23 protein-coding genes are annotated in these 23747 nt (G+C 37.4%); 13 read left to right on the top strand and 10 right to left on the bottom strand.

Annotated elements, in window-relative coordinates; all coding sequences use genetic code 11:
* The first annotated feature begins 117 nt into the window (after positions 1 to 117).
* Positions 118 to 4638, top strand: a complete 4521-nt coding sequence (locus tag R4B61_RS00970; protein ID WP_413627790.1) for a mucin-binding protein — start codon at positions 118 to 120, stop codon at positions 4636 to 4638.
* An 80-nt stretch (positions 4639 to 4718) separates the two neighbouring features.
* Entirely contained in the window at positions 4719 to 4985 is a 267-nt protein-coding gene (locus tag R4B61_RS00965; RefSeq protein WP_413627789.1) for a GNAT family N-acetyltransferase, read from the top strand.
* Between the two features lie 48 nt (positions 4986 to 5033).
* Here R4B61_RS00965 and R4B61_RS00960 read toward each other — a convergent pair whose 3' ends face one another.
* The 3 genes from R4B61_RS00960 to rlmD all read right to left on the bottom strand — a co-directional run bounded on the left by R4B61_RS00960 (position 5034) and on the right by rlmD (position 7630).
* Positions 5034 to 5552 carry a flavodoxin gene (locus tag R4B61_RS00960; protein WP_413627788.1) on the bottom strand — a complete coding sequence of 173 codons (519 nt, stop codon included), beginning with the start codon at positions 5550 to 5552 and terminating at the stop codon, positions 5034 to 5036.
* A gap of 205 nt (positions 5553 to 5757) precedes the next feature.
* Positions 5758 to 6180: a hypothetical protein gene (locus R4B61_RS00955; RefSeq protein ID WP_413627787.1), complete on the bottom strand. Its 423-nt coding sequence runs from the start codon at positions 6178 to 6180 to the stop codon at positions 5758 to 5760.
* A 16-nt stretch (positions 6181 to 6196) separates the two neighbouring features.
* On the bottom strand, positions 6197 to 7630 hold the full coding sequence (gene rlmD / locus R4B61_RS00950; protein WP_413627786.1) for a 23S rRNA (uracil(1939)-C(5))-methyltransferase RlmD: 1434 nt from the start codon (positions 7628 to 7630) through the stop codon (positions 6197 to 6199).
* Between the two features lie 155 nt (positions 7631 to 7785).
* Here rlmD and R4B61_RS00945 point away from each other — a divergent pair, with 155 nt between their 5' ends.
* The 4 genes from R4B61_RS00945 (at position 7786) to R4B61_RS00930 (ending at position 10660) form a co-directional block, all read left to right on the top strand.
* Positions 7786 to 8442: an ATP-binding cassette domain-containing protein gene (locus R4B61_RS00945; RefSeq protein WP_413627785.1), complete on the top strand. Its 657-nt coding sequence runs from the start codon at positions 7786 to 7788 to the stop codon at positions 8440 to 8442.
* Positions 8435 to 9196 carry an ABC transporter permease gene (locus tag R4B61_RS00940; RefSeq protein WP_413627784.1) on the top strand — a complete coding sequence of 254 codons (762 nt, stop codon included), beginning with the start codon at positions 8435 to 8437 and terminating at the stop codon, positions 9194 to 9196. The genes R4B61_RS00945 and R4B61_RS00940 overlap by 8 nt, the downstream gene beginning before the upstream one ends.
* 115 nt (positions 9197 to 9311) lie before the next feature.
* Entirely contained in the window at positions 9312 to 9794 is a 483-nt protein-coding gene (locus R4B61_RS00935; RefSeq protein ID WP_413627183.1) for a helix-turn-helix domain-containing protein, read from the top strand.
* Positions 9683 to 10660 carry an IS3 family transposase gene (locus R4B61_RS00930; protein ID WP_413628270.1) on the top strand — a complete coding sequence of 326 codons (978 nt, stop codon included), beginning with the start codon at positions 9683 to 9685 and terminating at the stop codon, positions 10658 to 10660. The genes R4B61_RS00935 and R4B61_RS00930 overlap by 112 nt, the downstream gene beginning before the upstream one ends.
* Before the next feature lie 52 nt (positions 10661 to 10712).
* Here the strand turns inward: R4B61_RS00930 and R4B61_RS00925 are convergent, their stop codons facing one another.
* The 7 genes from R4B61_RS00925 to R4B61_RS00895 form a co-directional block, all read right to left on the bottom strand.
* Positions 10713 to 11645: an ATP-binding cassette domain-containing protein gene (locus R4B61_RS00925; protein WP_413627783.1), complete on the bottom strand. Its 933-nt coding sequence runs from the start codon at positions 11643 to 11645 to the stop codon at positions 10713 to 10715.
* Entirely contained in the window at positions 11638 to 12690 is a 1053-nt protein-coding gene (locus R4B61_RS00920; protein WP_413627782.1) for an ABC transporter ATP-binding protein, read from the bottom strand. The genes R4B61_RS00925 and R4B61_RS00920 overlap by 8 nt, the downstream gene beginning before the upstream one ends.
* Before the next feature lie 11 nt (positions 12691 to 12701).
* Positions 12702 to 13721, bottom strand: coding sequence for an ABC transporter permease (locus tag R4B61_RS00915; RefSeq protein ID WP_413627781.1), 1020 nt, complete (start codon positions 13719 to 13721; stop codon positions 12702 to 12704).
* A complete protein-coding gene (gene opp3b, locus R4B61_RS00910; RefSeq protein WP_413627780.1) occupies positions 13721 to 14653 on the bottom strand; it encodes an oligopeptide ABC transporter permease in 933 nt (310 codons plus the stop codon). Before opp3b ends, R4B61_RS00915 begins: the two co-directional genes overlap by 1 nt.
* A gap of 16 nt (positions 14654 to 14669) precedes the next feature.
* Positions 14670 to 16316: a peptide ABC transporter substrate-binding protein gene (locus R4B61_RS00905; protein ID WP_413627779.1), complete on the bottom strand. Its 1647-nt coding sequence runs from the start codon at positions 16314 to 16316 to the stop codon at positions 14670 to 14672.
* Between the two features lie 245 nt (positions 16317 to 16561).
* Complete coding sequence (locus tag R4B61_RS00900; RefSeq protein WP_413627778.1) at positions 16562 to 17371, bottom strand: fructose permease; 810 nt, start codon at positions 17369 to 17371, stop codon at positions 16562 to 16564.
* A 20-nt stretch (positions 17372 to 17391) separates the two neighbouring features.
* Positions 17392 to 18405 (bottom strand): zinc-dependent alcohol dehydrogenase family protein, encoded by a 1014-nt coding sequence (locus R4B61_RS00895; protein ID WP_413628269.1) that lies wholly within the window; start codon positions 18403 to 18405, stop codon positions 17392 to 17394.
* A 369-nt stretch (positions 18406 to 18774) separates the two neighbouring features.
* Here R4B61_RS00895 and rbsK point away from each other — a divergent pair, with 369 nt between their 5' ends.
* From rbsK to R4B61_RS00860, 7 genes are all read left to right on the top strand, one after another.
* Positions 18775 to 20394 (top strand): ribokinase, encoded by a 1620-nt coding sequence (rbsK, locus tag R4B61_RS00890; protein WP_413627777.1) that lies wholly within the window; start codon positions 18775 to 18777, stop codon positions 20392 to 20394.
* Between the two features lie 61 nt (positions 20395 to 20455).
* Entirely contained in the window at positions 20456 to 20698 is a 243-nt protein-coding gene (locus tag R4B61_RS00885) for a hypothetical protein (RefSeq protein WP_413627776.1), read from the top strand.
* A gap of 68 nt (positions 20699 to 20766) precedes the next feature.
* On the top strand, positions 20767 to 21318 hold the full coding sequence (locus R4B61_RS00880; RefSeq protein WP_413628268.1) for a sigma-70 family RNA polymerase sigma factor: 552 nt from the start codon (positions 20767 to 20769) through the stop codon (positions 21316 to 21318).
* Positions 21319 to 21380: 62 nt separating this feature from the next.
* Positions 21381 to 21584: a hypothetical protein gene (locus tag R4B61_RS00875; protein WP_413627775.1), complete on the top strand. Its 204-nt coding sequence runs from the start codon at positions 21381 to 21383 to the stop codon at positions 21582 to 21584.
* Between the two features lie 14 nt (positions 21585 to 21598).
* The gene (locus R4B61_RS00870; protein WP_413627774.1) at positions 21599 to 21832 is read left to right on the top strand and encodes a DUF2922 domain-containing protein; all 234 of its coding nucleotides are present in this window, start codon (positions 21599 to 21601) and stop codon (positions 21830 to 21832) included.
* Between the two features lie 160 nt (positions 21833 to 21992).
* Entirely contained in the window at positions 21993 to 23189 is a 1197-nt protein-coding gene (locus tag R4B61_RS00865) for an ammonium transporter (RefSeq protein WP_413627773.1), read from the top strand.
* The gene (locus tag R4B61_RS00860) at positions 23185 to 23679 is read left to right on the top strand and encodes an N-acetyltransferase family protein (RefSeq protein ID WP_413628267.1); all 495 of its coding nucleotides are present in this window, start codon (positions 23185 to 23187) and stop codon (positions 23677 to 23679) included. The genes R4B61_RS00865 and R4B61_RS00860 overlap by 5 nt, the downstream gene beginning before the upstream one ends.
* Positions 23680 to 23747: the final 68 nt, after the last annotated feature.

Here is a 23747-nt window from a genome sequence, read left to right as displayed (position 1 = left end):
CGGTGAACTATACTTACGTTAGCATGATTATGCTAAATAAGTATGATATTAATTACTAAACATCATAATATAACTAGTGTAAAATAAAATTAATTATTATAAAGGATTGGTGATCGAATGTTATACAATAAATCAATTGTAGATAAAACAAATGATAAAAAAGTTCTTAGAAAAGTTAAAAAAAATTGGGTCATAGTTTCTTTAGCTACATTTATGTTTGCGGGAGCTTTTTTTTCAATCTCTGATTCTAAAGTTAGTGCTAATGATAGTAATGGTGTAACTGAACAAGCTAATAGTGGAGCAGTTACAAACGGTCAAGCTAACGATGGAGCCAAAGCTGAACAACCAAATAGTGGAGCAGTTACAAACGGTCAAACTAATGGTGAAGCTAAAGCTGAACAAGCTAATAGTGGAGCAGTTACAAACGGTCAAACTAATGGTGAAGCTAAAGCTGAACAAGTTAATAGTGGAGCAGTTACAAACGGTCAAGCTAACGATGGAGCCAAAGCTGAGCAATCAAATAGTGGAACAACCACAAATAGTCAATCTAATAGTGCTGGTAATGATGCAACGGGGCAAGCAAACAACGGAAATGAAAAGCCAGCTACTGCTAACTTGAAAACTGTTGATCCAAAAAACGCAGAAGCAAGGGATGACTTTAGTATTGCTGTTAATAATCAAACTAAAAGTTATGATGAAAATGGTAATAATCCATCAACATATCTAGTAACGGTTAGTGATAATGTAAAAACTCCAAATGATTGGTATTTTACTGGTACGGCAAATACATATCAGGTAGATAGTAGCAATATTGATACTAAAGCAAGTAATAACCAATATAATGTTGGTACTTACGAAACAAGTTTGAATAGTAAAGCAATTGAGGCATTGAAAAAACAAAATTCAGACTTAAATATTACAAGTGATCAAATTACAAAAGGTTCATTAACAATTACTAAGTCTAAAAATATTGGTAATTTAACGATTGTTAGTTCCTCTAAAGAATGGGATAACAATACTGAAACTAATCCTAAAGAATTTGAAGTTAAATTAGCAAATAATAGCCAAATGAATTTACCAAGTTCTTTTAATCGAGTTGCTGATGGAACCTACAAGATTGCAGCAGACTCTGAAGATTTAAATGTACAAATAAATAGTCAAGCAGTGGGAAGATACGAAATATCACTTTCTCAAGTAGGATTGGATAAACTTAAAAATTCCAATCCTAATTTTGAAATTGACCAAAACGTGATTAATAACGGTATTTTTCAAATTAAATCAAATCAAATTCTGGATATTGGAACAACCTCAATGCCTAAAAATAGTTCGATTCCTGACTATATAACTTTAACGATTAATCGAGGCGGATATCAACATCTAGATGACTGGAAAGAAATTTATAATAATAAAGAGCAATCAAGTGTTATCTATAATGTTCCTAAAAGTTATTTTAACTTTGGTAGTTTGGATCCTAGTCAAACTGGTAGTTATGAAATTAAATTGTCACAAGCTTCAATCAATAAATTTAATGAAAATAATTCAACTTTAAGTCCAATTACTAATGAAAATGTTGGTACAGGACATTTGATTGTTTATACGGGTGCCGTACCCCAAAATAGTTTCAGTCCAAGTAACTTTTTCGTGTACGTTGATAACATGAAGAGTAAAGGTGATTTATCGAATTCAAATTCTACTAATAATGTTTCTAATCCGACTAGCTTAACCTTAAATGCTTTGATGTTAAATGGAGCTGGTAATACCATAAATGATTTTAATGAATTCTATGTAGTTCCAAGTGGGTTTTTAGTTGGGAGTACTAATGAACTAGGGAAAGTAGTTCCGGCTTCTGATCCAGTAGCAACCTTACAGAAACAATTGACAGATAGCCTACAACAGTTAAATGTTAAATATAGTAATTTGCAAGTTCAACAATTACCAGACTTTAATGGAAGACAATCATTTAGAATATCTTATGGTTCAGTTACCACTTTAAATGGGAATACTGATCCTTTAAGCAAGGCATTTAAATTATTGATTATCACTGATCCAAACAGTTCTATTAAGAATAGTTCCATTGGTACAGATCCAGATGACATATCTAATTCAGTAGTCTATGTGACCGATGATCGGCAACTAACTAATGGAAATTATTCAATCGGTTATTCAAATGATTTTCAAAATAATGACACTAATGCATATGTTAACGTTATTAATGTCGCAAATGCCTTTGGTGTTAAGAATGCCTTTGTGTTAAATCAAACCTATAGTAATTATATTTATCCTTATCAATTTGTTAGTCCACAAGTTAAGGATACCTATAAATTTGTGGGACCAGATGGAAATTCTATTAACGCAGAAATAGCAAAGCAAGGTAATGCTGGTGATCTTTATAATACAAGTGAGTTCATTCCACAAAAGATTGAAAAGAATGGAATAACTTATAGAATTAAATACGGAACTGATTTAGGTTTCAGAACCATTCCAGTCGTAAGTAACGTTTTAAATTCTACTGGGGTTGCTGCTGGGAATACCTATACCATTCAATATGTTCAAGTAGTTGATGAAAAATCAGCAGATAATAAAATTAAGCTCCAATCACAAACTAAGGTTTACGATGCTAAGGTACCAACTAGTTACCAAGTTATCCTACCTACTGAATTAGTTGCACCAACCGAATGGGCTAAACAAAGTGATGGTAGTTATGCTATTAACAGTAATTCAGGTGACTTAGATTTGAGTCAGATTTCAACTGCTGGTAACGTTGGTACTTATGAATTTACGTTGTCTATGCAAGGATTAAATAAGTTGGCTGCTTTAAATAGTAACTATGCGTTTAATGAAGGATTAGTTGAAAATGCTAACTTAACTATTACGAAAGCACCAGTTACAATCACTGGTCCTAAATTATTGAAAGTTTATGATGGGCAACCATATAGTGGAAATGTAACTGCTATTATAACCGGACAACCAGCTAACGGATCCGCTTTAAACTATACGGTTCAAAGTATTAGTAGCGATATTAATCCGGGTCAATATCAAATTGCAATTACTGCAGGCGAAAATCCTAATTATACGGTTTCTACCCAACCGGGCAGTTTAACCATTCTAGCTAAAAATGAAGTTGCTAAGAGTGTTCACCAAACGATTAAGTATGTTGATGCTGATAATAATGCAATTGCAACTCCAGCTACCGAGACAGTTAACTTTACTCGGACGGCCACGATTAATGAAACTACCGGTCAAATAACCTACAGTGATTGGCAAGGTGATAAAGCTGGTTTCAGTGCCAAAACTTCACCAGTTATCACTGGTTACTATCTTAAAGATAATCAACAAGCTACGATTGTTGCCAAAGCAGTAACCGAAACCAGTGGTGATGACAACGAAACGGTAGTTTACGGAAAAATGGGCAGTTTAACTCCAGTGGATCCAAATGGAAACCCAATTGCTGGACATGATACTCAGTATCCTAATGATCCCAAGAATCCGAGTCAACCAGGTGAACCAACGATTCCTACCATTCCAGGGAAGACTCCATTCGATCCAACCACTAATCAACCATTAACTCCGGGATCTCATTATCCAATCGATCCCAGCAAACCAGGAGACAACACTCAGATTGTTTACGTAAATAGTAAACAAAATATCAACGTTAGTTATGTTGATATCGATGACAACCAAACTCTTGCCGTAGTTAAGTTAACTGGTAAACCAGGCGATAAAGCAGAATACACAACTGCTAGTGATATTGAAGCTTGGAAAAACAAATGTTATGTCTTAGTAAATGATGGTTATCCAGCTGCCGGAACTAACTTTGGCATTGATGATAAGGACCAAAATTACGTGGTTACTTTGAAACACCAAACCAAAGAAGTTACGCCGAATAATCCAGGGCAACCAGGAGAACCAATTGACCCAACTAATCCAGAAGGACCTAAGTATCCAGCTGGAACGGATTTAAATTCATTAAGCAAGACAGTTCACCAAACGATTAACTATGTTGATGAAAAGGGAAATGAACTTGCAGCCAAAGTAACTGATGCAGTTACTTTTACTAGAAATGCAACGATTGATGAAGCAACTGGTAGGGTAAACTACACGGACTGGAAAGGCGATAAAGCTGGTTTCAGTGCTAAAACTGCTCCAGTAATCACAGGTTACTACCTCAAAGATAATCAACAAGCCACGATTGCTGCCAAAGCAGTGACTGCATCAAGTAGTGATGATAATGAAACGGTAGTTTACGGAAAAATGGGCAGCTTAACTCCAGTGGATCCAAACGGTAATCCAATTTCAGGACACGATACCCAGTATCCTAATGATCCTAAAAATCCCATGAAGCCAGGGAACCCCATTATTCCTGCCATTCCAGGAATGACTCCAATTGATAAAAATGGCAATTCATTGATTCCAGGAACTGCTTATCCAATTGATGCAAATAAACCAGGAGAAGATGTAAAAATCACCTATGTTTCTAATCAAAAAGATGGTGATAAAAACACTTCCAATGGTAACCAAACTAAGCAGACGACTTTACCTCAAACCGGACAGACTGATAATAGTTTGATTAGTATTATCGGAATGGGATTAGTGACCTTGTTTGGTTTACTAGGTTTCAAAAAGAAAGAAGATAAGTAAGTTAAAAAAGACATGAGTTAAATACTCATGTCTTTTGGCTTAAATGGGAGTAAAATATCCTTAACAAGGAGATGATTAAAATGCAATTTGAATTTAAACCTGGTTGTTTTTATAAAGAAAAAGATGGCAAGGTAACTGCAGAAGTTACGTTTACCACCAAGAACGGTGTGATGGCAATTAACCATACCTTTGTTGACGAAAGTTTACGCGGACGAGGAATTGCTGGTAAGTTGATGTTGGCAGTCGTTGACTACGCACAAACTAATGACTTACAGATCAAACCAGTTTGTTCATATTCACAGGCATTTTTTGAAAGACGTCCTGAATATGATGACTTATTAGTTTAGAAAAATATATTAAAAAGGCATTCATCATTTTGATGAGTGCCTTTTGTTTTAGCTAATCGAATGAAGCCAATTATTAACTTGAATTTTAACTTGTTCTTTTTTAGGTCCCTTAATACCGAATGAATAACCGTCTCGTTCTGGTTCGCCAGCAATTGCAAAACCAGGCAAGAAACGTTCTGCATTAGAGATTTGTTTGATTTGGTTAAAAGTTTTTCCGGCACCACAGCCATCGTTAATATTAAAAGGAATTAAAACTTTATCCGAAAAATCATATTGTTTTAAAAAATGTTTGACTGCTTCGGGTAATTCTTCGTTCCAAGTAGGAGTACCGATGAAAATATATTCATACTTATGAAATGAAAGAATACTGTGTTTGATTCGGGGTAAGATGCCTAGATGTTTTGCTTGTAAGTTTAGTTTTAATTGCTTTTCATAGCTCTTAGGGTGAGCTTCTTCGGTGACAATTTTAAAGCAAGTCCCACCGATGTGATGCTTGATTAAATTGGCCAGAATCTTAGTGTTACCATCTTTAGTGAAATAGACAATTAATGTATTTTTAGCATTCATTTTAATCCTCCCAAGATAATTTTTTAAATGATTTTTATGAGTCAGGTGTAAAAGTAAATTCATGGTTAGCCAATTACTAAAATCATTTAAAGTAGCTTATTAAGATTAATCACGATACTGTACACTATACACCAATTGTAGTTCAGTTTGGTAAAAAGTGAGAACAAAAAAGCCTAACCTTAAATGATTAGAGTTAGGCTATAATTTATTTAAAAAACTTTTTGGTCTTTAATAAGACAGCAGATTTTTTGTTTTGGGGAACGAAACCTTTGTTTTGGAGGTGTCTAAAGTACATTAAGTTATATAGGAATCCCCAAACAATTTGGAAAGTAAATCCTAAACTTTGTGCAGATTGCGTAATATTCATTCCAGTTACGTATGTTAGTAACATGGTGAAAAATAATTCAACCCCAATCATACAAGAAAAATTATACCAATCACCTCTAAAGATAGAAGGGACTACTCCAAAGAAAAGGGAAGTATATGAAAATCCGACTTTTCCAATTTTTAATTCGGCCTTTTCGTTAATAACTACCGCATAGTTATCAGGTAAAAAAGGCAGAATGTTTTTTTCTAGGTTATCTTGGTCATCGTTGTTATTATTTCCATTAAAGTTAAATGGGTTCATTGAGACCTCCTTGATTTTATTTTTTAAGGGTAAACTTAACCACGACCTCAATGTGAGGAGTTTGTGGCATCATATCAACCGGTTGCAAGTAATCAACGTTGTAGGCTTTAGTTAGTTGAACCAAATCTTGCGCTAAAGTTGATTGGTTACAAGAAACGTACACAAATTTTTGGGGACGAACTTGTAAGATAGTATCGATTAATTGTTGGTCTAGTCCCACTCGTGGGGGGTCGACTACTAGGGCAGTTGGACGCCAACCACCAGCCATCCATTGGGGAAGGACATCTTCAGCTTTACCATAGTAGTATTCAGCATTATCAATTCCGTTCATTTCGGCATTGTGATTAGCATCGGTAATCGCTTCTTCAACCGTATCCATTCCGCGGACTTCGGCTACTTTTTTAGCTAAAGCAAGACCGATGGTACCAACTCCTGAGTAGGCATCGACTAGGTAGTCACTCTTATCTAATTCTAACGCATCACTGGCTAAACGATAAAGTTTAGGAGTCATGATAGAGTTTAATTGTAAGAAAGCACGAGGGGATAGGTCAAATGATAAGCCCTTAATTTTTTCAGTAATGGTAGTTTTCCCGGCAATGTGAATCATTTCGTCACCCCAAACTAATGGAGTATCGCCCGGGTTAACGTTTTGCATGATAGAAGTAACTTCAGGAAGTTCTTCGGCAATCTTCATGATTAATTTTTGCTTCTTCAACAACTTAGGAGTGTTGGTAATGAAGACGACCTGCACGTCATCAGTGTTTAAAGCAGCTCGTACCACGATGGTCTTTAAAATTCCGGAATGGTTTTTCTCAACGAAAGTAGGGATACCTAATTCGGCCACCATTTCGACTAACTTGCGCATAACCTTCATGGTGATGGGGTATTGAACGGAACAAGTTTCTAGATCAACAACGTCGTGGGTTCTTTCTTTATAAAGTCCCGCAACTACTTGACCTTCTTCGGTTGTCCGAACTTGGAAAGTTGCCTTGTTTCGGTATTCATACGGATCTTCCATTCCAATAGTAGGACGAATATCGTACTTTTCAAACCCACGGGGGTAGAAGCGGTGCAATGCTTGTTTAACTAGATCACGCTTGAACTTCAACTGTTGTGAATATTCTAGTGGTTCTAGTTCAAAACCACCGACTTCACCGGCATAGGCATCGCGGGGTTCTACTCTAAATTGACTTTTTTTGTCAATTTGTTTTACTTCACCACGTAAAAACTTAGGTTGGATATCAGTAATGTCTGCTTGGACCACTTCGGTAGGAAGGGCACCAGGAATAAAGATTAACTTGCGGCGATAGTAGCCGACTCCTTCACCGTTAATTCCCAACCGTTTGATGGTTACGGTCACTCGTTGATTTAATTCCACTTTCACGTCATTGACGGGTTGTTTGCGGAATTTTTGGTTATTTCTTGAAAAATGATTTTGATTGTTTCGCATTAGAACTCCTTCTGGGTAACTAGATACCTTAATTATATCATGTTAAGCAGAAAAACTTGTGGGAAGCTCATGAAAGCTTAGTGATAAAGTAAATTTTTATCTGAGATAAGATTAGCGTATAATCATATTGTATGAGTACAGATAGGAGTGTAACAATGTCACAATTAGAAACTAACGAACTTTGTTACAGTGTTGATGGACGTCAAATTCTCAATAATATTAACTTTTCAATTGCAGAATCAGACGTGATTACGATTACCGGACCATCTGGTGGTGGTAAATCAACATTCGTAAAGCTATTAGCTTCGTTATTGAATCCCACTTCAGGGAGCATAACCTTTGCGGGGAACAATATTAACGAGATTGAGCCAGTTAATTATCGGCGGGAAGTCTCGTACGCGGTGCAACAACCAACATTGTTTGGTGATACCGTTCGCGAAAATTTAGAGTTCCCATATCAAATTAGAAAGAAACCTTTTGATGAACAACACGTAATTCGAGCATTGCGTACCGTTGATTTAAGTCAAGCTGATTTAGACCGCCAAATTGATAGTTTATCTGGTGGAGAAAAACAACGAGTGGCTTTGCTGAGAAACGTTTTATTTGTTCCTAAAGTATTAATTTTAGATGAGGTAACGACCGGATTAGATGCCGTTAGTAAAGAAAGCGTCCACAAGATGATTGATTACTTTAACGTCAAACATGATGTGACCGTCATTATGATTACACATGACGAAGAAGAAATTCGATTGGCCCGCAATCTTTATACGATTGAAGCAGGTCATTTAAAGGAGGAACATCGCGATGCATAACCTGATTGTTTCTAATACGGCGTTAGCATTAACGTCAGTGTTTGTTTTCTTTGCATTATGGATTGGGTATAAGCAGGATTTAGGGATTGCTAAGTCTTTGATTGTGGCAACCATTCGTTGTGTGATTCAACTGTTTGTGGTGGGATACATTTTAAAATACGTGTTCCGCGCCAATAACTGGTTTTTAACCATTGCATTGATTTTGATTATCATTTTTAACGGGGCCTATAATGCCAAAGGGCGCAGTAATGGCTTACGCAATGCCTTTTTAATCTCACTGACAGCCATTTCTACTAGTACGATTGTGATTTTAATTGTGTTAGTGGGAGATGGATCCGTTAAATTTATTCCCTCACAAATTGTTCCGATTACCGGGATGATTGTTAGTAATTCGATGGTGGCCATGGGACTATGTTTTAAGACCATGACTACCATGTTTAAAGATCGGCGTTCACAAGTGATGGAAATGCTAGCCTTAGGAGCTCGTCCGCTAATGGCCAGTAAAGCAATCATCAGAGACTCAATTAAGACGGGCTTACAACCAACCATTGATAGTGCGAAAACGGTGGGATTAGTGGCATTACCAGGAATGATGTCAGGAATGATATTTGCGGGTGCTGACCCAGTATTAGCGATTAAATACCAAATTATGGTGACGTTTATGATGCTAGGGATTACTTCCATTAGCTCCATTACAGGATGTTACATGGGCTATAAGAGCTTCTTTAATGATCGTGACCAATTAATCAGATAAAAACAAAAGACGTCTAATTAGGCGTCTTTTTCAAATGAGATAAAAAATAAGATCCAACCAATTCTGAAGTGAACCCCCTGAGTTGGAGTAAATCCAAAACTCAGGGGGTTTTATTATGTTTTCAGCTAAAATAAAGAAACAAGTTTTAAGTGAATATCTACAGGGAACTTCGTCCCTATTACTTATGAAAAAGTATGGTATCAAAGGAACTGCGACGATTTATCAGTGGCTCAATCTATTTAAAATTTTTGGCGATCAAGGATTAGAAAATTGTCGGAGGAAGACATTTTATGACTATTCCTTTAAAATCAAAGTTATCAAATGGCGACAAGAACATCATGCCTCATATCCAGCAACTGCAACCCATTTCAGATTGAAACAACCGATGATAGTTTGGGACTGGGAACGAAAACTGATTGAGGGACGTCTTAAGCCATATAAAGGACGGTCTTTAAAAATGACAGATAAATCTAAACAATCTAAGACATTGAAACAACTTCAGGAGGAAAACGAGCTTTTACGATTTCGGGTAGCATACTTGGAAAAACTCGAAGCCTTGGCACAGAAAAAATCTCAAACAAAGAAAAAGCCCAGCTAATAACTGAGCTAAGGCGTAAATTCAATGTTAAATTAGTTGTAGCTTTAAAAGCAGTACACATGTCGAGCAGCAGTTACCACGATGCACTTCATCGTAAATATCAATCAGGATCATCAACGTTAGTTGATGAGATTAAAAGTATTCGTTTGGAAAATCCTGATTACGGTTACCGAACAGTGACTTTAGCGCTTAAAAATAAGGGAATCATCGTTAATCACAAGGCAGTACTTCGTATTATGCGTGAAAATAATCTACTTTGTCAGGCATTCAATCGACGAACGAAAAAGTATAACTCTTATAAAGGAACTGTAGGTACAGTTACCCATAACCGTTTAAATCGTCGTTTTAAAACGAATCGTCCATTTCAAAAAATCGTTACTGATGTAACGGAGGTCCGTTGGGGTAATCAAACGATCAACGAACGTGCATACTTTACAGCTTATATGGACCTTTATAATGGAGAAATTCTTGAATGGAACATTGGTCGTAGACCAACGGTAGACTTTGTCACACGACCCCTTAAACGATTAGTGGCAAGATGTTCATCCTTACCATACCGTATGACAATTCATTCGGATCAAGGGTTTCAGTATCAGAACTTTAGGTACGTGAATATTTTGCGACAAGCTCGCGTTTTCCAAAGCATGAGCCGCAAGGCCACATGCCTAGATAATGCGGTAGCTGAAAGTATCTTTCACATTCTTAAAGTTGGCACGGTTCACAATTATCAATACCAAAACTACGAAGAGCTAGAATCTGCCATTACAAATTACGTAGATTATTACAATAAACATCGTATTAAAACAAAATTGGCCGGTATGTCACCGGTAAAATACCGGGAACATACCAGCCAATTAGTAGCTTAGAAATTCACTCCAATTTATGGGGTTCACTTCATTCAGGTTAGATCTTATTTTTTTATTTTTGGAATGATTTAGCAGTTGCTTCATCACAATATAGATAGTGACCAGGAAGAACTTCTCGAAGTGCTTCGCCTTCTTTGAAGGGGTTACTGTGATCAAAGTACTTAATCTGATGGTTTCTTTCTAGTTCTGGATCAGGAACTGGAACGGCAGATAAAAGACTTTGAGTATAAGGATGAAGGGGATGGTTATAAACTTCTTCAGTATCTGATAGTTCAACAATCTTACCTTTATATAAAACTGCGATTCGATCACTAATGTATTTAACCATGGATAAGTCATGGGCGATGAATAGATAAGTTAAGCCACGTTCTTCTTGAATATCTTGAAGTAGGTTAACGACTTGCGCTTGAATGGAAACATCCAAAGCAGAAATCGGTTCATCGGCAATGATGAAGGAAGGTTGTACGGCTAAGGCACGCGCAATTCCGATTCGTTGCCGTTGACCACCAGAGAATTCGTGGGGGTAACGGTTGGCGAACTCAGGGTTTAGGTTAACTTGTTTTAATAAGTCACTAACCATTTTGTCACGTTCTTCGCTATCCTTAGCAAGTCCATGAATATCAATTCCCTCAGCAATAATATCTTTAACTTTCATCCGAGGATCAAGAGAAGCATAAGGATCTTGGAAAATCATTTGCATTTCTTTACGAAAGTCTTTTAAATCTTTGTTTTTAATCTTAGAAATATCAGTTCCGTTAAAATCAATGCTACCGCTGGTAGGGTTGTATAAACGGATGATACTACGTCCGGTGGTTGTTTTACCGGAACCAGATTCACCAACTAAACCTAAAGTTTCACCTTCATAAATGTCGAAGGAGATGTCATCAACAGCCTTAACTTCGTCAGCTTTACCTACATTGAAGTATTGCTTTAAGTTTCGAACTTTAACGGCAACTTTACGTCCGTTCTTTTCTTCTTTAGCCATTGTTTTCTCCTCCAACTTCTTTATATTTCTTGTAACGATTTTGAATTGACAATGGTGGCACTACTTTAGGTGAACGAGGGTCTAGTAACCAAGTTGCAGCGTAGTGAGTGTCGGTCACCTTGAAGAAAGGTGGTTGTTCTTTTTCATCAATTGCTAGAGCAAATTCATTTCTAGGTGCAAATGCATCACCCTTAGGTGGGTTAATTAAGTTTGCAGGAGTACCAGGAATGGCTTTTAGTCGTTTACCTTTAATATCTAGGGTAGGCATTGAGTCTAATAAGCCCCAAGTATATGGGTGTTTAGGGTTGTAGTAGATTTCTTCCGTTTTACCGTATTCAATAATCTTACCCGCGTACATAACGGCAACTCGATCAGCAATTCCAGCCACCACTCCTAAATCATGAGTGATGAAGATAATAGCAGTTCCAATTTTCTTTTGGAGATCTTTTAAAAGACTGATGATTTGAGCTTGAACGGTAACGTCCAAAGCGGTAGTTGGTTCATCGGCAATTAAAATTTCTGGGTTATCAATGATTGCCATGGCAATTACGATCCGTTGCCGTTGTCCACCAGAGAATTGGTGAGGGTAATCATTCATACGACCCTTAGCGTTAGGAATTCCCACTAATTCAAGCACTTCTAATGCGCGTTTAGTAGCTTCAGCTTTGCTAGCTTCCTTATGGATGATAAGGGGTTCCGCAACTTGCTTTCCAATGGTCATCGTAGGATCAAGAGAGGTCATGGGGTCTTGGAAAATCATGGAAATATCTTTTCCCCGAATCTTGTCCATTTCTTTAGGCGTCTTGTTTAAAAGATTTTCACCTTTATAAGAAACGGTTCCTCCGGTTACAATTGCGTTTTTGGCATATAGTTGGATAACACTTCTAACGGTAACTGATTTACCAGAACCAGATTCCCCAACGAGGGCTAAGGTTTCTCCTTTACTGAGGTCGAAACTTACATCACGAATGGCATGAACGGTTCCGTTTAGAGTAGTGAAATCAACTTCTAGGTTTTTAACTTCTAAGACTTTATCTGTCATCATGGTCCTCCTTTCTAATCAGATTGGGGATCGAATGCATCACGCATCCCATCACCCACTAAGTTGGTTGTAATCATAATCAAACTCAAGATAATTGCTGGAATCCACATTTGGTAAGGCAAGAAGTGGAAAGCTTTTTGTCCATCGTTCATTAAAGTACCTAGAGAAGCGTTAGGAGCAGGAATTCCGATTCCGATAAAACTCAAGAAGGCTTCGAAGAAGATAGCAGTTGGAATTGAGAACATGGTTTGAATGATAATGGTTGAACTAAGGTTAGGAACTAAGTGTTTAGTAGCAATCTTGAATTGTGATTCACCTAAAGTTCTTGAAGCAAGCACATATTCATTAGTTTTAAGGGTAAATACTTGAGCTCTAATCAATCTAGCCATCGTAATCCAACCAGTGAAGGCAATGGCAACGATGATTGAAGTTAATCCTGGTTTCAAAACGATTAAAAGAAGGATAACGATGATTAAGTCAGGAACTGATGAAATGATTTCGATAATTCTTTGTAAGAAAGTATCAGTTCTTTCTTTAGCTAAACCAGAAACAATTCCATAAGGAACTCCGATTACTAAATCAAGTAGGGTAGCAACTAAGGCAACGATGATTGAAAGACGAGTTCCGTAAAGAATTCTGGCAAATAAATCACGACCTAAGTAGTCAGTTCCAAATACGTAGTAAGTACCATCCGGAACATGAGCAGCTTTGTAGGCATCAAAGGTGTGACCACCAATGGTTTGCATACCGTTAAAACCAGGAATGTTTAAGTTACCTAGTTTAGGGGGTAAGTTGGCGAACAACACTTGTTGAGCATTAGGATCAGTTGGAATGAACGCTGGTCCAAGAAAGGCAACGAGAATCACAAATATTAAAAGAACTGCGGAAATCATTGCAATTTTATTATGGAAGAAACGACGTTTAACATCTTGAAAATAAGTTCTTGAAGTCCCAAATGTTTCTGAAGGGATGTTATCTAAGTCATTATTTAAAAATTTAAAGTCATTTTCTTGTGGTTGTACTTTTTCACTCATTATGCCTTTCCTCCCTTTCCAAGTCTAATTCGTGGATCGATTACCCCGTAGAGAATATCAACAACCAAGATAATAACAACCATTAGTAATGAGTAGAATAATGTAAGTCCCATGATAGTAGGGTAGTCATTAGTTAAGATTGATTGAACGAATTGGCTTCCAATTCCAGGAATTGAAAAGATTGATTCAACCACCATTGAACCAGTCATGATGGTAACGGCCATAGGACCGATAACGGTGATGATTGGAATCAATGAGTTTCTAATGGCATGTTTGGTGATAACTTCGGAAGTTTTATCACCTTTAGCTTTGGCTAATTCAATGTAGTCACTACTTAAAACATCCACCATTTCAGTTCTCATATATCTAGCAATACTTGCAAGTGGGAATGCTGCTAATGCAAGGGTTGGGAGAATTGAAGAACTGAAGTTGTGCCAAAGGGCAACTGGGAACCATTGAAGTTTGTAACCAAAGTAGAATTGAAGCAAGATGGCAAGCACGAAACTAGGAATAGAAATACCAAGGATGGAAACGATGGTAGCTAATGCATCTACCCAAGTGTTCTTTTTAATGGCAGCAATACTTCCGAGGATGATACCTAAAAGACTACCAATAATCATTGCTTGAAGTCCTAATTGCATTGATGGACCGATGTGGTCACCAATCAATTGGGTAACGGGTTGGTTATTGAATTGGAATGATGTTCCTAGATCACCATGAAGTAGGTTACCTAGGTAAACAAAGTATTGGACTACCAATGGTTTATCAAATCCATACTTGTGATTCATCATCGTTAATTGAGCGGGACTCATTTTAGCTTGGTTAGTATAAGGCGTTCCTGGTAGGGCCTTCATCATAAAGAAGGTAATGGAAGCGATAATTAATAAAGTTAAAACTAAGTAAAAGAGTCGTTTTAAAATATATTTCGTCATTTGAAATTAACCTCCTTTATTTTTTGTTAACTGCGGCCATGTCGTACATACCAGTTGGGGTTACCTTAAAGCCAGTTACACCAGGTTTAGTTAAAGCAGCTGTAGTTCCTTGGTAAGTGGTGATAACTCCTTGTTCTGAAGTAAGGATGTGTTGAGCTTTCAACATATCATTCCAACGAGCCTCAGGATTGTTAGCGTCCACAGTTTCAGCCTTCTTAACGGCTTCGTCATATTCCTTGTTTGACCATGAACCGTTGTTGTTAGAGTTACCAGTTACTTGAAGGTCCAAGAAGTTAGTTGGATCTGGGTAATCGGCAGTCCAAGCAGTGGTTACCATGTCAAAGTCAGCAGCAGTTTGACGTTGCAAACGGGTCTTGAATGGAACACTACTGATGGTCATGTGGAAACCAGGAAGATCTTTTTCCATGTTTCTTTGAAGATATTCGGCCATCTTCTTAGTAGTATCGGTGTTATCAGCAGTTAAAGTAATATCAACTCGTTTTTGACCGGTTTCTTTAAGACCTTCTTGCCATAGTTTTTTAGCAAGAACGGGATCGTAGTTAGTGTATTTCTTATCAGCTAAGACAGAAGCTTCCTTAGTAAAGTCCACTCCGGTAGTTGGGTTCTTAGCCATCTTACTTGGAACTAGTCCATTAACTGGCTTACCAGTCTTACCTAAGATGATGTCTGAAAGTTCCTTTTGGTTAATGGTTAAAGCCATTGCTTGACGAAGTTTTTCATTCTTCATATAAGGAAGTTTCTTTTCATTAACTTGTAGGTAGTAGGTACTGTTAGATGCCTCAGTTGTGAAGTCTTTGTTCTTAGCTAATTGACGAGCAGAATCACCACTTAAATCTTGATAACGATCTAACATGTTAGTGTCATAAAGGTTTAATCCAGTATTTGGATCAGATATATAGAAGTATTTAAGTTCGTTCAATTTAACGTTTTTAGCGTTCCAGTAAGATTTGTTTTTAACTTCGTGCCATTCGGTGTCTCCAACTTTCCAGTTTTCAAGCTTGTATGGTCCGTTAAAAATCATATCCTTACTGTTTAATCCGTATTGATCCCCAGCTTTATCAACGGCTTTCTTGTTGATAGGAAGGAATTGGCCTCCAGAAACTAAAGTATCAAAGTATGGAATGGGATGTTCCAAAGTGATTTCTAGCTTGTAATCGTTGAGGGCTTTAATTCCTAAAGTTTCTGGTTTCTTTTTTCCGGCAACGATGTCATCAGCATTTTCGATACCACTGTAGATGTATGAGTATTGTGACCCAGTCTTAGGATCGACAATTCGACGCCATGCATACACGAAATCATTAGCGGTTACAGGATCACCGTTAGACCACTTGGTCTTTTTTAAATCGATGGTATAAGTTTTCCCATCGTTGGTTGGCTTAGCGATGGATTTGGCAACCCCAGGCTGAAGCTTTCCTCCTGTGAAACGATACAAACCTTCCATGGTGTTGTTTAAGTTTTGTGCACCATATTGGTCGGTATTTAATGATGAATCCATGGTCGTGATAGTTGATTTAGAACTAACTGACATGGTTTTATTTGAAGCATCGCTGTTAGCCTTTACTTGGGTTCCCAAGGTTAAAGCCAAAGCTGATGCTCCGACAATAGCAAATGATAGTAGCTTGCTGTGACGTAAGCTTGTCATTAATGAACACCTCCAAATTTTTAAAACGCGATTGTTACAATAATAGTCCTACAGTTAAGGATTGTAAATGTTTTTCTTAACATTATCTTAAGTGATGAACAAATACTTCGTGATTAAAAGCGAATGTTCGTTATAATGTTCGGATTGTTTGTTTTCTTTTTCGTGAATTTGCTCACGATTATGTAAAAAAAAGCATTCAGATTAATTAAAATCTGAATGCTTGAAAATATAACTTTTTTTAAATTTTATTTTTCGTTGTTTTGTTCATCAAGTGATCCATCGGTTTGTTCATCAATGATTTCAGCAACCGTAGTTCCATCGCTTTCAGCTTCAGGAGTAATGTCAATTGCTTGGTGAATTAGGTGAGGGAAAACTAATTTATCCGCAATTCCAGTAATGTTACCTTGGAAAAGGAAGGCGAAAATAGTTCCGATACCGTAGTATTCAAATTTACCAGTGATAATAAAAGCAACAATTCCCATAATAGTAGGCGGGATGTATGAAGCCCACATTGCTTTACCGGCAGCACCTTTGAAGTAGTTAAAACGAAGAATTTGCATCAAATCATCAGCAGGGTGTAACACAAGGTTAACTCGTTGATAGATTGAGATGGCAATCGCAATCAAAGCAACTCCGAAGAAGTTTAAGATTACGTATAAACCAATCATCATTGGGGTTCTAGCTTCGGGTAGGTGAACTGTAGTAGTTAATAAATCATAGAATGTTTGGATAAGCCATGAGAAAGGCACCATGAAGATGACGTTTCCTAAGGCGCGACCCCAATCCCAATGTTTAACTAAGATAGCGTTTAAAACCGTAATTAAGATTCCTAAAATTAAGAATGCCCAGAAAAGGTTCCAGTGAAAAGCTACCCCTAAGTTAGTTTCTGCAGCAGTCCAGTAAGCTGAACCTAGAAAAGAAGGGAAAACTTTGGCACTAGTAACTAAAGTTAAAACGTTACCTAATGAATTAATTACTAATGAAATAATAAAGTAAAAAATTGAGGTTTTCATTGAGATCGTACGAGGTGTTTTTTTCGGTTTAGTGTCAGCCATAAATTCTCCTCGGTTAATTCTTATTTAAGGTTAGGGTTAACAGCAACAACTGATTTACCTTTTTTAGGAGTAGTGTGGTTTAATACACCTTCAACTTCGTCAAGGCTCAAAATGTTGTCTTGGTATGGTTCAATTTCAACGGCACCAGAAGCAACTAATGCGATTGAGTCTTCAAAGGCGTTAGGGTTAATCATTGAACCCTTGATAGTTAATTGTTTCTTGAAGATTTCGTAAGTGTTCATCTTGAAAGTTTGACCTGGAGCACCCACACCAAACATCATAACTTGAGCACCTTTGTTAGTGTGTTCAACGGCAGCTTCTTGAGTTTCAGGAGTACCAACTGCTTCAATTACGACGTCATAGTTTTCAGTAATTTCTTCCTTAGTAGTGTTGATAACTTTGTCTAATTTAAGTTCTGCTTTTTCTTTAGCAAGGTTTTCATCATTTCTACCAGTCATGTCTACACGTTGGATACCGTAAGCACGTAACATTTGAGCAAATAATTTAGCCATGTAACCGTCACCAATGATTAATGCTTTTTGGTAAGGAGTGATGTCTTCCATGATCTTCATAGTGTGTACGGCACATGAGATTGGTTCAAGTGAACTAGCAGCTGCTAATGAAACTGAGTCAGGTAACTTGTAAGTTACTTTTTCTGGGGCAGTGAAGTATTGTTCAAGACCACCATCACGAGTAACACCAACTGCTGAAAGGTTGTCACAAAGTTCGAAACGATCTGTACGACAGTATTCACATTTACCACAGTAGATGTTTGGGTCGATGGCAACACGGTCACCAACTTTAAGACCTTTAACGTTTTTACCAAGACCAGCGATTACACCTGAGTTTTCGTGACCTAATACGATTGGAGGAACAGCATCGGCTGAACCTGGAAGACCGTTGAATAATGCGTTATCAGTACCACAGATACCAGCGTAAGCAGCTTCAACTAAAACTTCGTCATCCTTTGGAGTAGGAATATCGCGTTCTTCGATTTTTAATTCTTGTTTACCAGTCATTACTAAAGCTTTCATTTTGTCAGCCATGATAAATCTCCTTTTAAATATAATAATTAATCTAGTTATAAAATGAGCAATCTATCGAATAAAGAAAACCTAAAACAAGTTAGGCAAAATTGATTTGATAGATATTTAATACAGGTACTAATGTAAGCGATTTACATCACTAATGCAAGGGGTTAATCGCAATAATTACATATTTCACAAAGGCGGTTGTGTAGGCGGTTTGGACTGGTTGTGTCTATATCAACATCTAGCCTGAAAATTTAAGTAGCAAATTTAATAAAATTATTCACAATCTCAGATTGAATTAAATATAATTGGAAACGCTTACACAAAAATTATTATTGGAGTATACTATTATTGAAAGCGGAGGTAATGATAATGAATAAAAAAATTGTTGTTGTTGGTTCTACCAATGTAGATAAAGTTTTAAACGTTGAAAAGTATGCTTTACCAGGGGAAACTTTGGCAATTGATACATATCAACAATCACACGGTGGTGGTAAGGGTGCAAACCAAGCAATTGCTGCTGCTCGTTCCAATGCAGAAACAACTTTTATTACTAAGTTAGGTAATGATGATGATGCTAAATTAATGATGGACGGTTTTAAAGCTGACCACATGAATGTTGATCACGTGATTACTACTGATGAACACGAAACGGGAAAAGCCTACATTACCGTTGATAAAACGGGACAAAATTCAATTTATGTTTATGGTGGGGCTAACATGGCCATGACTGCTGAAGATGTGGCTGCCCATGCGGATGCAATTAAAAATGCAGATCGAGTAATTGCACAATTGGAAATTCCAATTCCAGCAATTATTGAAGCATTTAAGATTGCTAAGGCAAATCAAGTGCAAACTATTTTAAATCCGGCTCCTGCCAAAGAGTTACCGGATGAATTATTGGAATTAACCGATGTAATTACACCGAACGAAACGGAAGCAGCCACTTTAACTGGGATTGAAGTTGAAGACGAAGTTTCTATGTTAGATAACGCTATGGCTTTCTTTAAAAAAGGAATTCAAATGGTGATTATTACGGTGGGTTCTCGGGGTTCTTTCTTTGCAACTCCATTGGAACACGCATTTGTACCTGCCTTTAAAGTAAAAGCAGTGGATACGACTGCTGCCGGGGATACTTTCATCGGAGCGCTAGCATCTCAATTAGAATTAGATAATTCTAATATTAAAGAAGCCATGTTGTACGCTAACCATGCTTCTTCATTAACGGTGCAAATTGCTGGTGCGCAAAACTCAATTCCAACGCAAGAACAAATTAAGAGCGTGATTAAGGCCGACACGATTTCTGAAAAAGAAATTGAAAGAGAAAAACAAGCTGCTGCTGAATACGTGGCTGCTAAAATTCCAGACAACATTGTGTTGGGATTAGGATCAGGAACCACCTCAGCTTACTTTGTTAAAGCAATGCATGATCGAATCGAAAAAGAGGGACTACACATTGAATGTGTGGCAACTTCTGTAGGGACGCAAGCACTAGCTGAAAGCTTGGGGATGGACATGTTAGATGTTAACACCATTGATGAAGTTGATATTGTGGTTGATGGCGCTGATGCCGTTGATGAACATTTGAATGGAATTAAAGGTGGTGGAGCAGCGCTACTATTTGAAAAACTAGTTGCTAACATGTCAAAGAAGAGTATCTGGATTGTGGATTCTACAAAACCAATGAAGAGTTTATCCGGACAAATTCTCCCAGTTGAAGTAGTTCCTTTTGGAGGAATGGGAGTCTTCCGTTACTTGAAAGATAACGGTTATGAACCAAACTTCCGCTTCAAAGATAATGGTGATATTTTGGAAACTGAATCAGGTAACTACCTTATCAACATTAAAATTCCAAAGGATGCTGATTTAGCTAAATTAGCCAAAGCCCTTAAGGAACAAACTGGAGTAGTGGAACACGGACTCTTCTTAAATATTTGTGATGAAATGGTAGTGGGAACGGATCCAATTAAAGTGGTTAAACGCGATAACTAAGCTTTTTAAGCCGGTTTTTGTGATATTGTAGTAGTACACGAAAGCCAGGGAGGAAGTTTAAGTGGAAAAAGTCCAAATTAACCGCATTCAAGTGGGATCAATGAACTATAAAATGTACGATGTATTCGTTAACTATCAAGGAGAGACGGGGATTATCGAATCCGGCGATCCTATCATTGATGGTTTTATGCGTGACCGCAAACGGATCAACGTTGTTAAAGCAGATGGTGAATTAGTCCACTTGTTGTATCAATTAGTTGATGGTCAAATCGTCATTAGTAATCCAATTATTGAAATTAAATAATTAAAAAGTGAATCAATTTACGTAACTCTTGTCAGATTAAAATGACAGGAGTTTTTTATTTGGAAAATATGAGAACGGAACAGACCGCTTTTGCGTTTATGCAGGCTGGTGATCACGAAGTAGTGATTTTTGGAGTGTTGAAACGATTGAATATTCGTCCTTATCAGGACCATTATCAGGATTTAGTCCAAGATTCACGCTTGGAATTTATAGATGCTTATTTAAAATATCCCCATGACTACGACAACGAAAAACAGTTGTTGAACTATATTTATCAATCAATTAAGTGGAAATTGTTAGATCAATTACGCCGCCAAACCCGCTTGCAACAAGGGATAGAAATCCCGGGGGGGGTAGACGACCCCTTTGCTAACCTAGCTTTTACCGATGAGGTTAGTGCCAATAGTGAAACGAAGTTGGTCTATGAAAAAGTTCTGACCTATTTAAGCGCTGATGAAAGACGGCTATTGAACGGATTATTTATCGAAGGTAAGACTATTTCTCAACTAGCAGTCGAATTAAATGTTTCCCGAAAAACCCTGTACCAATGGCGGTTGAAAATTAAAACGAAAATAAAACCAATTTGGGGTGACACATCGAGGGGTCCATTTCGTTACTAGTAGATGTAAGGGTTGGCCAACCGATTACAAAATAAAAATAACTACCCAAGAGGAGAAGAGATATGAAAAAGAGCTGGATTAAATCAACTGCAAGTTACACCATGATTGGAGATGGTCATGAAAAGGGAGTACGTCAAAATTATCCTAACTTAGTTGCCAATGTTTCTGAAGAAAAATTGATTAAATTTGGAGAAGTGTTAGCCGATTTATCTGGAGATACTTTCCAAAAGGTTATGCTTAACGACACTAACGTAATTGCTGAATAAAAAGGAGAATGTCTATGAAGGTCTTAGAATTAGTATTTAAAACAGAACAACACAAAGTACGTAGCTTGAAATTTAACTATGCTAATCAAAATTTAACCGATAATGAAGCACGTGGCTTAATGAAACGTATTTCTGACTTGGAAATGTTTGAAAAAGACGGAGTGAAGTTATACGCAACGCCGGTCGGAGCTAGATACCTAGATCGAAAGAATTATTCGATTTTTGATGACACGCAAAAAACAGCTTAAATAAAATGAAAGAGTGGGTTCTGTATTAACAGAGTCCACTCTTTTTTACATAAAAAATTGGTTGATGTCACGATTGACGACATCAAAGCTTTTTTTCTTAAAATAAAAGGCTATACTATCCACATTAATTATTTTTTAATGCTGATATGGAGGCTTTCTAATGGATATCAATCTGGTGTTTATTTTTATTTGCTCGATCTTAGTTTTTTTTATGACTCCGGGACTATCATTCTTCTACGGTGGAATGGTTCCGAAAAAACAAGTCAATAATACGTTGATGTCCGTTTTTATTATGTGTAGTATTCCTGTATTGTTGTGGGTGATTATGGGATATTCCCTTTCTTTTTCCGGCAATAATTGGAATTTTATTGGTGATTTGCATAACTTCATGTTGCATAACGTTAAGTTTGATGCGGCTTCTACCTTTGCGAGTGGCAAAATTAATAACATTACTTATTTAATTTTCCAGATGATGTTTGCCATCATTACGCCAGCCTTATTTGTGGGAGCAATTGTGGGACGGATGGACTTTAAATTCTTAATCTCCTTTGTAATTTTATGGTCAATCTTCATTTACTATCCGATGGTGCACATGGTTTGGGGTGGAGGCTTCCTGCAAAGTTTTGGTGCGCTCGACTTTGCCGGGGGCTTAGTGGTCCACATTAATGCCGGAATCACCGCGTTAGTACTAGCCTGGTTCTTAGGACCACGCTTGATTAAGCAAACGGGAAGTCCCGCTAACTTGAGTTGGGTGGTATTAGGAACTTCGATGCTGTGGGTTGGTTGGTACGGTTTTAACGCCGGGTCAGCTTTAGGAATGAACGGAATTGCCATGCAGGCGATGTTGACCACCACGGTAGCTACTGCCACTGCTATGTTAGTTTGGATTTGTTTGGACGTTTTCATGAAACGAAATGCTTCCTTAATTGGAATCTGTACCGGAGCCGTTTGTGGTTTGGTTGCTATCACACCAGCCTGTGGGTATGTAACTATTAGTGGAGCGATGGCAATTGGGTTAGTGGCTACGGCTACCAGTTACTTCTTTATTAATGAAATCAAACCCATTATCAAGGTTGATGATACCTTGGATGCCTTTGGTTGCCACGGGATTTCTGGGATTGTCGGTAGTATCATGACCGGACTCTTTGCCACGAAGACCGTTAATCCAGATATCGCCGAAAATGGTTTATTTGAAGGTGGTGGTTGGCATCTACTGGGAATTCAAGTCGGGGCAACTTTAATCACGATTGCCTTCACGTTAGTGGTTGCAACTATCATCGTTAAAGTTTTGAAATTAGTAATTCGGATGCGGATTTCTAAAGAGGAAGAAAGACTTCGAGAAGCTTTGGAGGATTAAAATGAGATTTGAATTAGCACAAGCAAATGATTTAGCAATCATTGTCGCTATTTATAATCAGGCGGTGCCGACTCGCTTAGCCACGGCTGATACCGAACCAGTTTCAGTGGCTAGTCGTAAGGAGTGGTTTGCCGCATTTACCCCAGATCACTATCCGATTTGGAAAATCATGTTGGATGATGAAATCGTGGGTTGGGTTTCTTTGGAAGCTTTCTATGGACGTCCAGCCTATGGAAAAACGGCTGAGATTTCAATTTATATAGCTGCAACGAAACAACATCATGGCATCGGGAAGGCGGCAATTCAATTTGTGGAATCGCAGGTAAAACAACTCGGAATCACGACGATTTTAGCCTTCATTTTCGCGCATAATCTACCCAGTCAGGGATTATTTAAACACTTTGGTTTTGAACCATGGGCCCATTTACCAGATGTTGCCATTATGGATGGCAATGACTATAGTTTGGATATTTTGGGAAAGAAATATTAGTGACCATGGACCTTTATTAACAATTAGTTAATAAGGGTCTTTTTTATGTTAATTTAATTGCATTTTTA

The organism is Fructilactobacillus vespulae (assembly GCF_047324295.1).
GTDB classification, from domain to species: Bacteria; Bacillota; Bacilli; order Lactobacillales; family Lactobacillaceae; genus Fructilactobacillus; species Fructilactobacillus vespulae.
This window is presented reverse-complemented; position numbering and strand designations above follow the sequence as displayed.

Bases quoted from the DNA above. Each gene is read 5' to 3' on its own strand.
- R4B61_RS00970 (WP_413627790.1), top strand. From the start codon at position 118: ATGTTATACAATAAATCAATTGTAGATAAAACAAATGATAAAAAAGTT.
- R4B61_RS00965 (WP_413627789.1), top strand. From the start codon at position 4,719: ATGCAATTTGAATTTAAACCTGGTTGTTTTTATAAAGAAAAAGATGGC.
- R4B61_RS00960 (WP_413627788.1), bottom strand. From the start codon at position 5,552: ATGAATGCTAAAAATACATTAATTGTCTATTTCACTAAAGATGGTAAC.
- R4B61_RS00955 (WP_413627787.1), bottom strand. From the start codon at position 6,180: ATGAACCCATTTAACTTTAATGGAAATAATAACAACGATGACCAAGAT.
- rlmD (WP_413627786.1), bottom strand. From the start codon at position 7,630: ATGCGAAACAATCAAAATCATTTTTCAAGAAATAACCAAAAATTCCGC.
- R4B61_RS00945 (WP_413627785.1), top strand. From the start codon at position 7,786: ATGTCACAATTAGAAACTAACGAACTTTGTTACAGTGTTGATGGACGT.
- R4B61_RS00940 (WP_413627784.1), top strand. From the start codon at position 8,435: ATGCATAACCTGATTGTTTCTAATACGGCGTTAGCATTAACGTCAGTG.
- R4B61_RS00935 (WP_413627183.1), top strand. From the start codon at position 9,312: ATGTTTTCAGCTAAAATAAAGAAACAAGTTTTAAGTGAATATCTACAG.
- R4B61_RS00925 (WP_413627783.1), bottom strand. From the start codon at position 11,645: ATGGCTAAAGAAGAAAAGAACGGACGTAAAGTTGCCGTTAAAGTTCGA.
- R4B61_RS00920 (WP_413627782.1), bottom strand. From the start codon at position 12,690: ATGATGACAGATAAAGTCTTAGAAGTTAAAAACCTAGAAGTTGATTTC.
- R4B61_RS00915 (WP_413627781.1), bottom strand. From the start codon at position 13,721: ATGAGTGAAAAAGTACAACCACAAGAAAATGACTTTAAATTTTTAAAT.
- opp3b (WP_413627780.1), bottom strand. From the start codon at position 14,653: ATGACGAAATATATTTTAAAACGACTCTTTTACTTAGTTTTAACTTTA.
- R4B61_RS00905 (WP_413627779.1), bottom strand. From the start codon at position 16,316: ATGACAAGCTTACGTCACAGCAAGCTACTATCATTTGCTATTGTCGGA.
- R4B61_RS00900 (WP_413627778.1), bottom strand. From the start codon at position 17,371: ATGGCTGACACTAAACCGAAAAAAACACCTCGTACGATCTCAATGAAA.
- R4B61_RS00895 (WP_413628269.1), bottom strand. From the start codon at position 18,405: ATGAAAGCTTTAGTAATGACTGGTAAACAAGAATTAAAAATCGAAGAA.
- rbsK (WP_413627777.1), top strand. From the start codon at position 18,775: ATGAATAAAAAAATTGTTGTTGTTGGTTCTACCAATGTAGATAAAGTT.
- R4B61_RS00880 (WP_413628268.1), top strand. From the start codon at position 20,767: ATGAGAACGGAACAGACCGCTTTTGCGTTTATGCAGGCTGGTGATCAC.
- R4B61_RS00875 (WP_413627775.1), top strand. From the start codon at position 21,381: ATGAAAAAGAGCTGGATTAAATCAACTGCAAGTTACACCATGATTGGA.
- R4B61_RS00870 (WP_413627774.1), top strand. From the start codon at position 21,599: ATGAAGGTCTTAGAATTAGTATTTAAAACAGAACAACACAAAGTACGT.
- R4B61_RS00865 (WP_413627773.1), top strand. From the start codon at position 21,993: ATGGATATCAATCTGGTGTTTATTTTTATTTGCTCGATCTTAGTTTTT.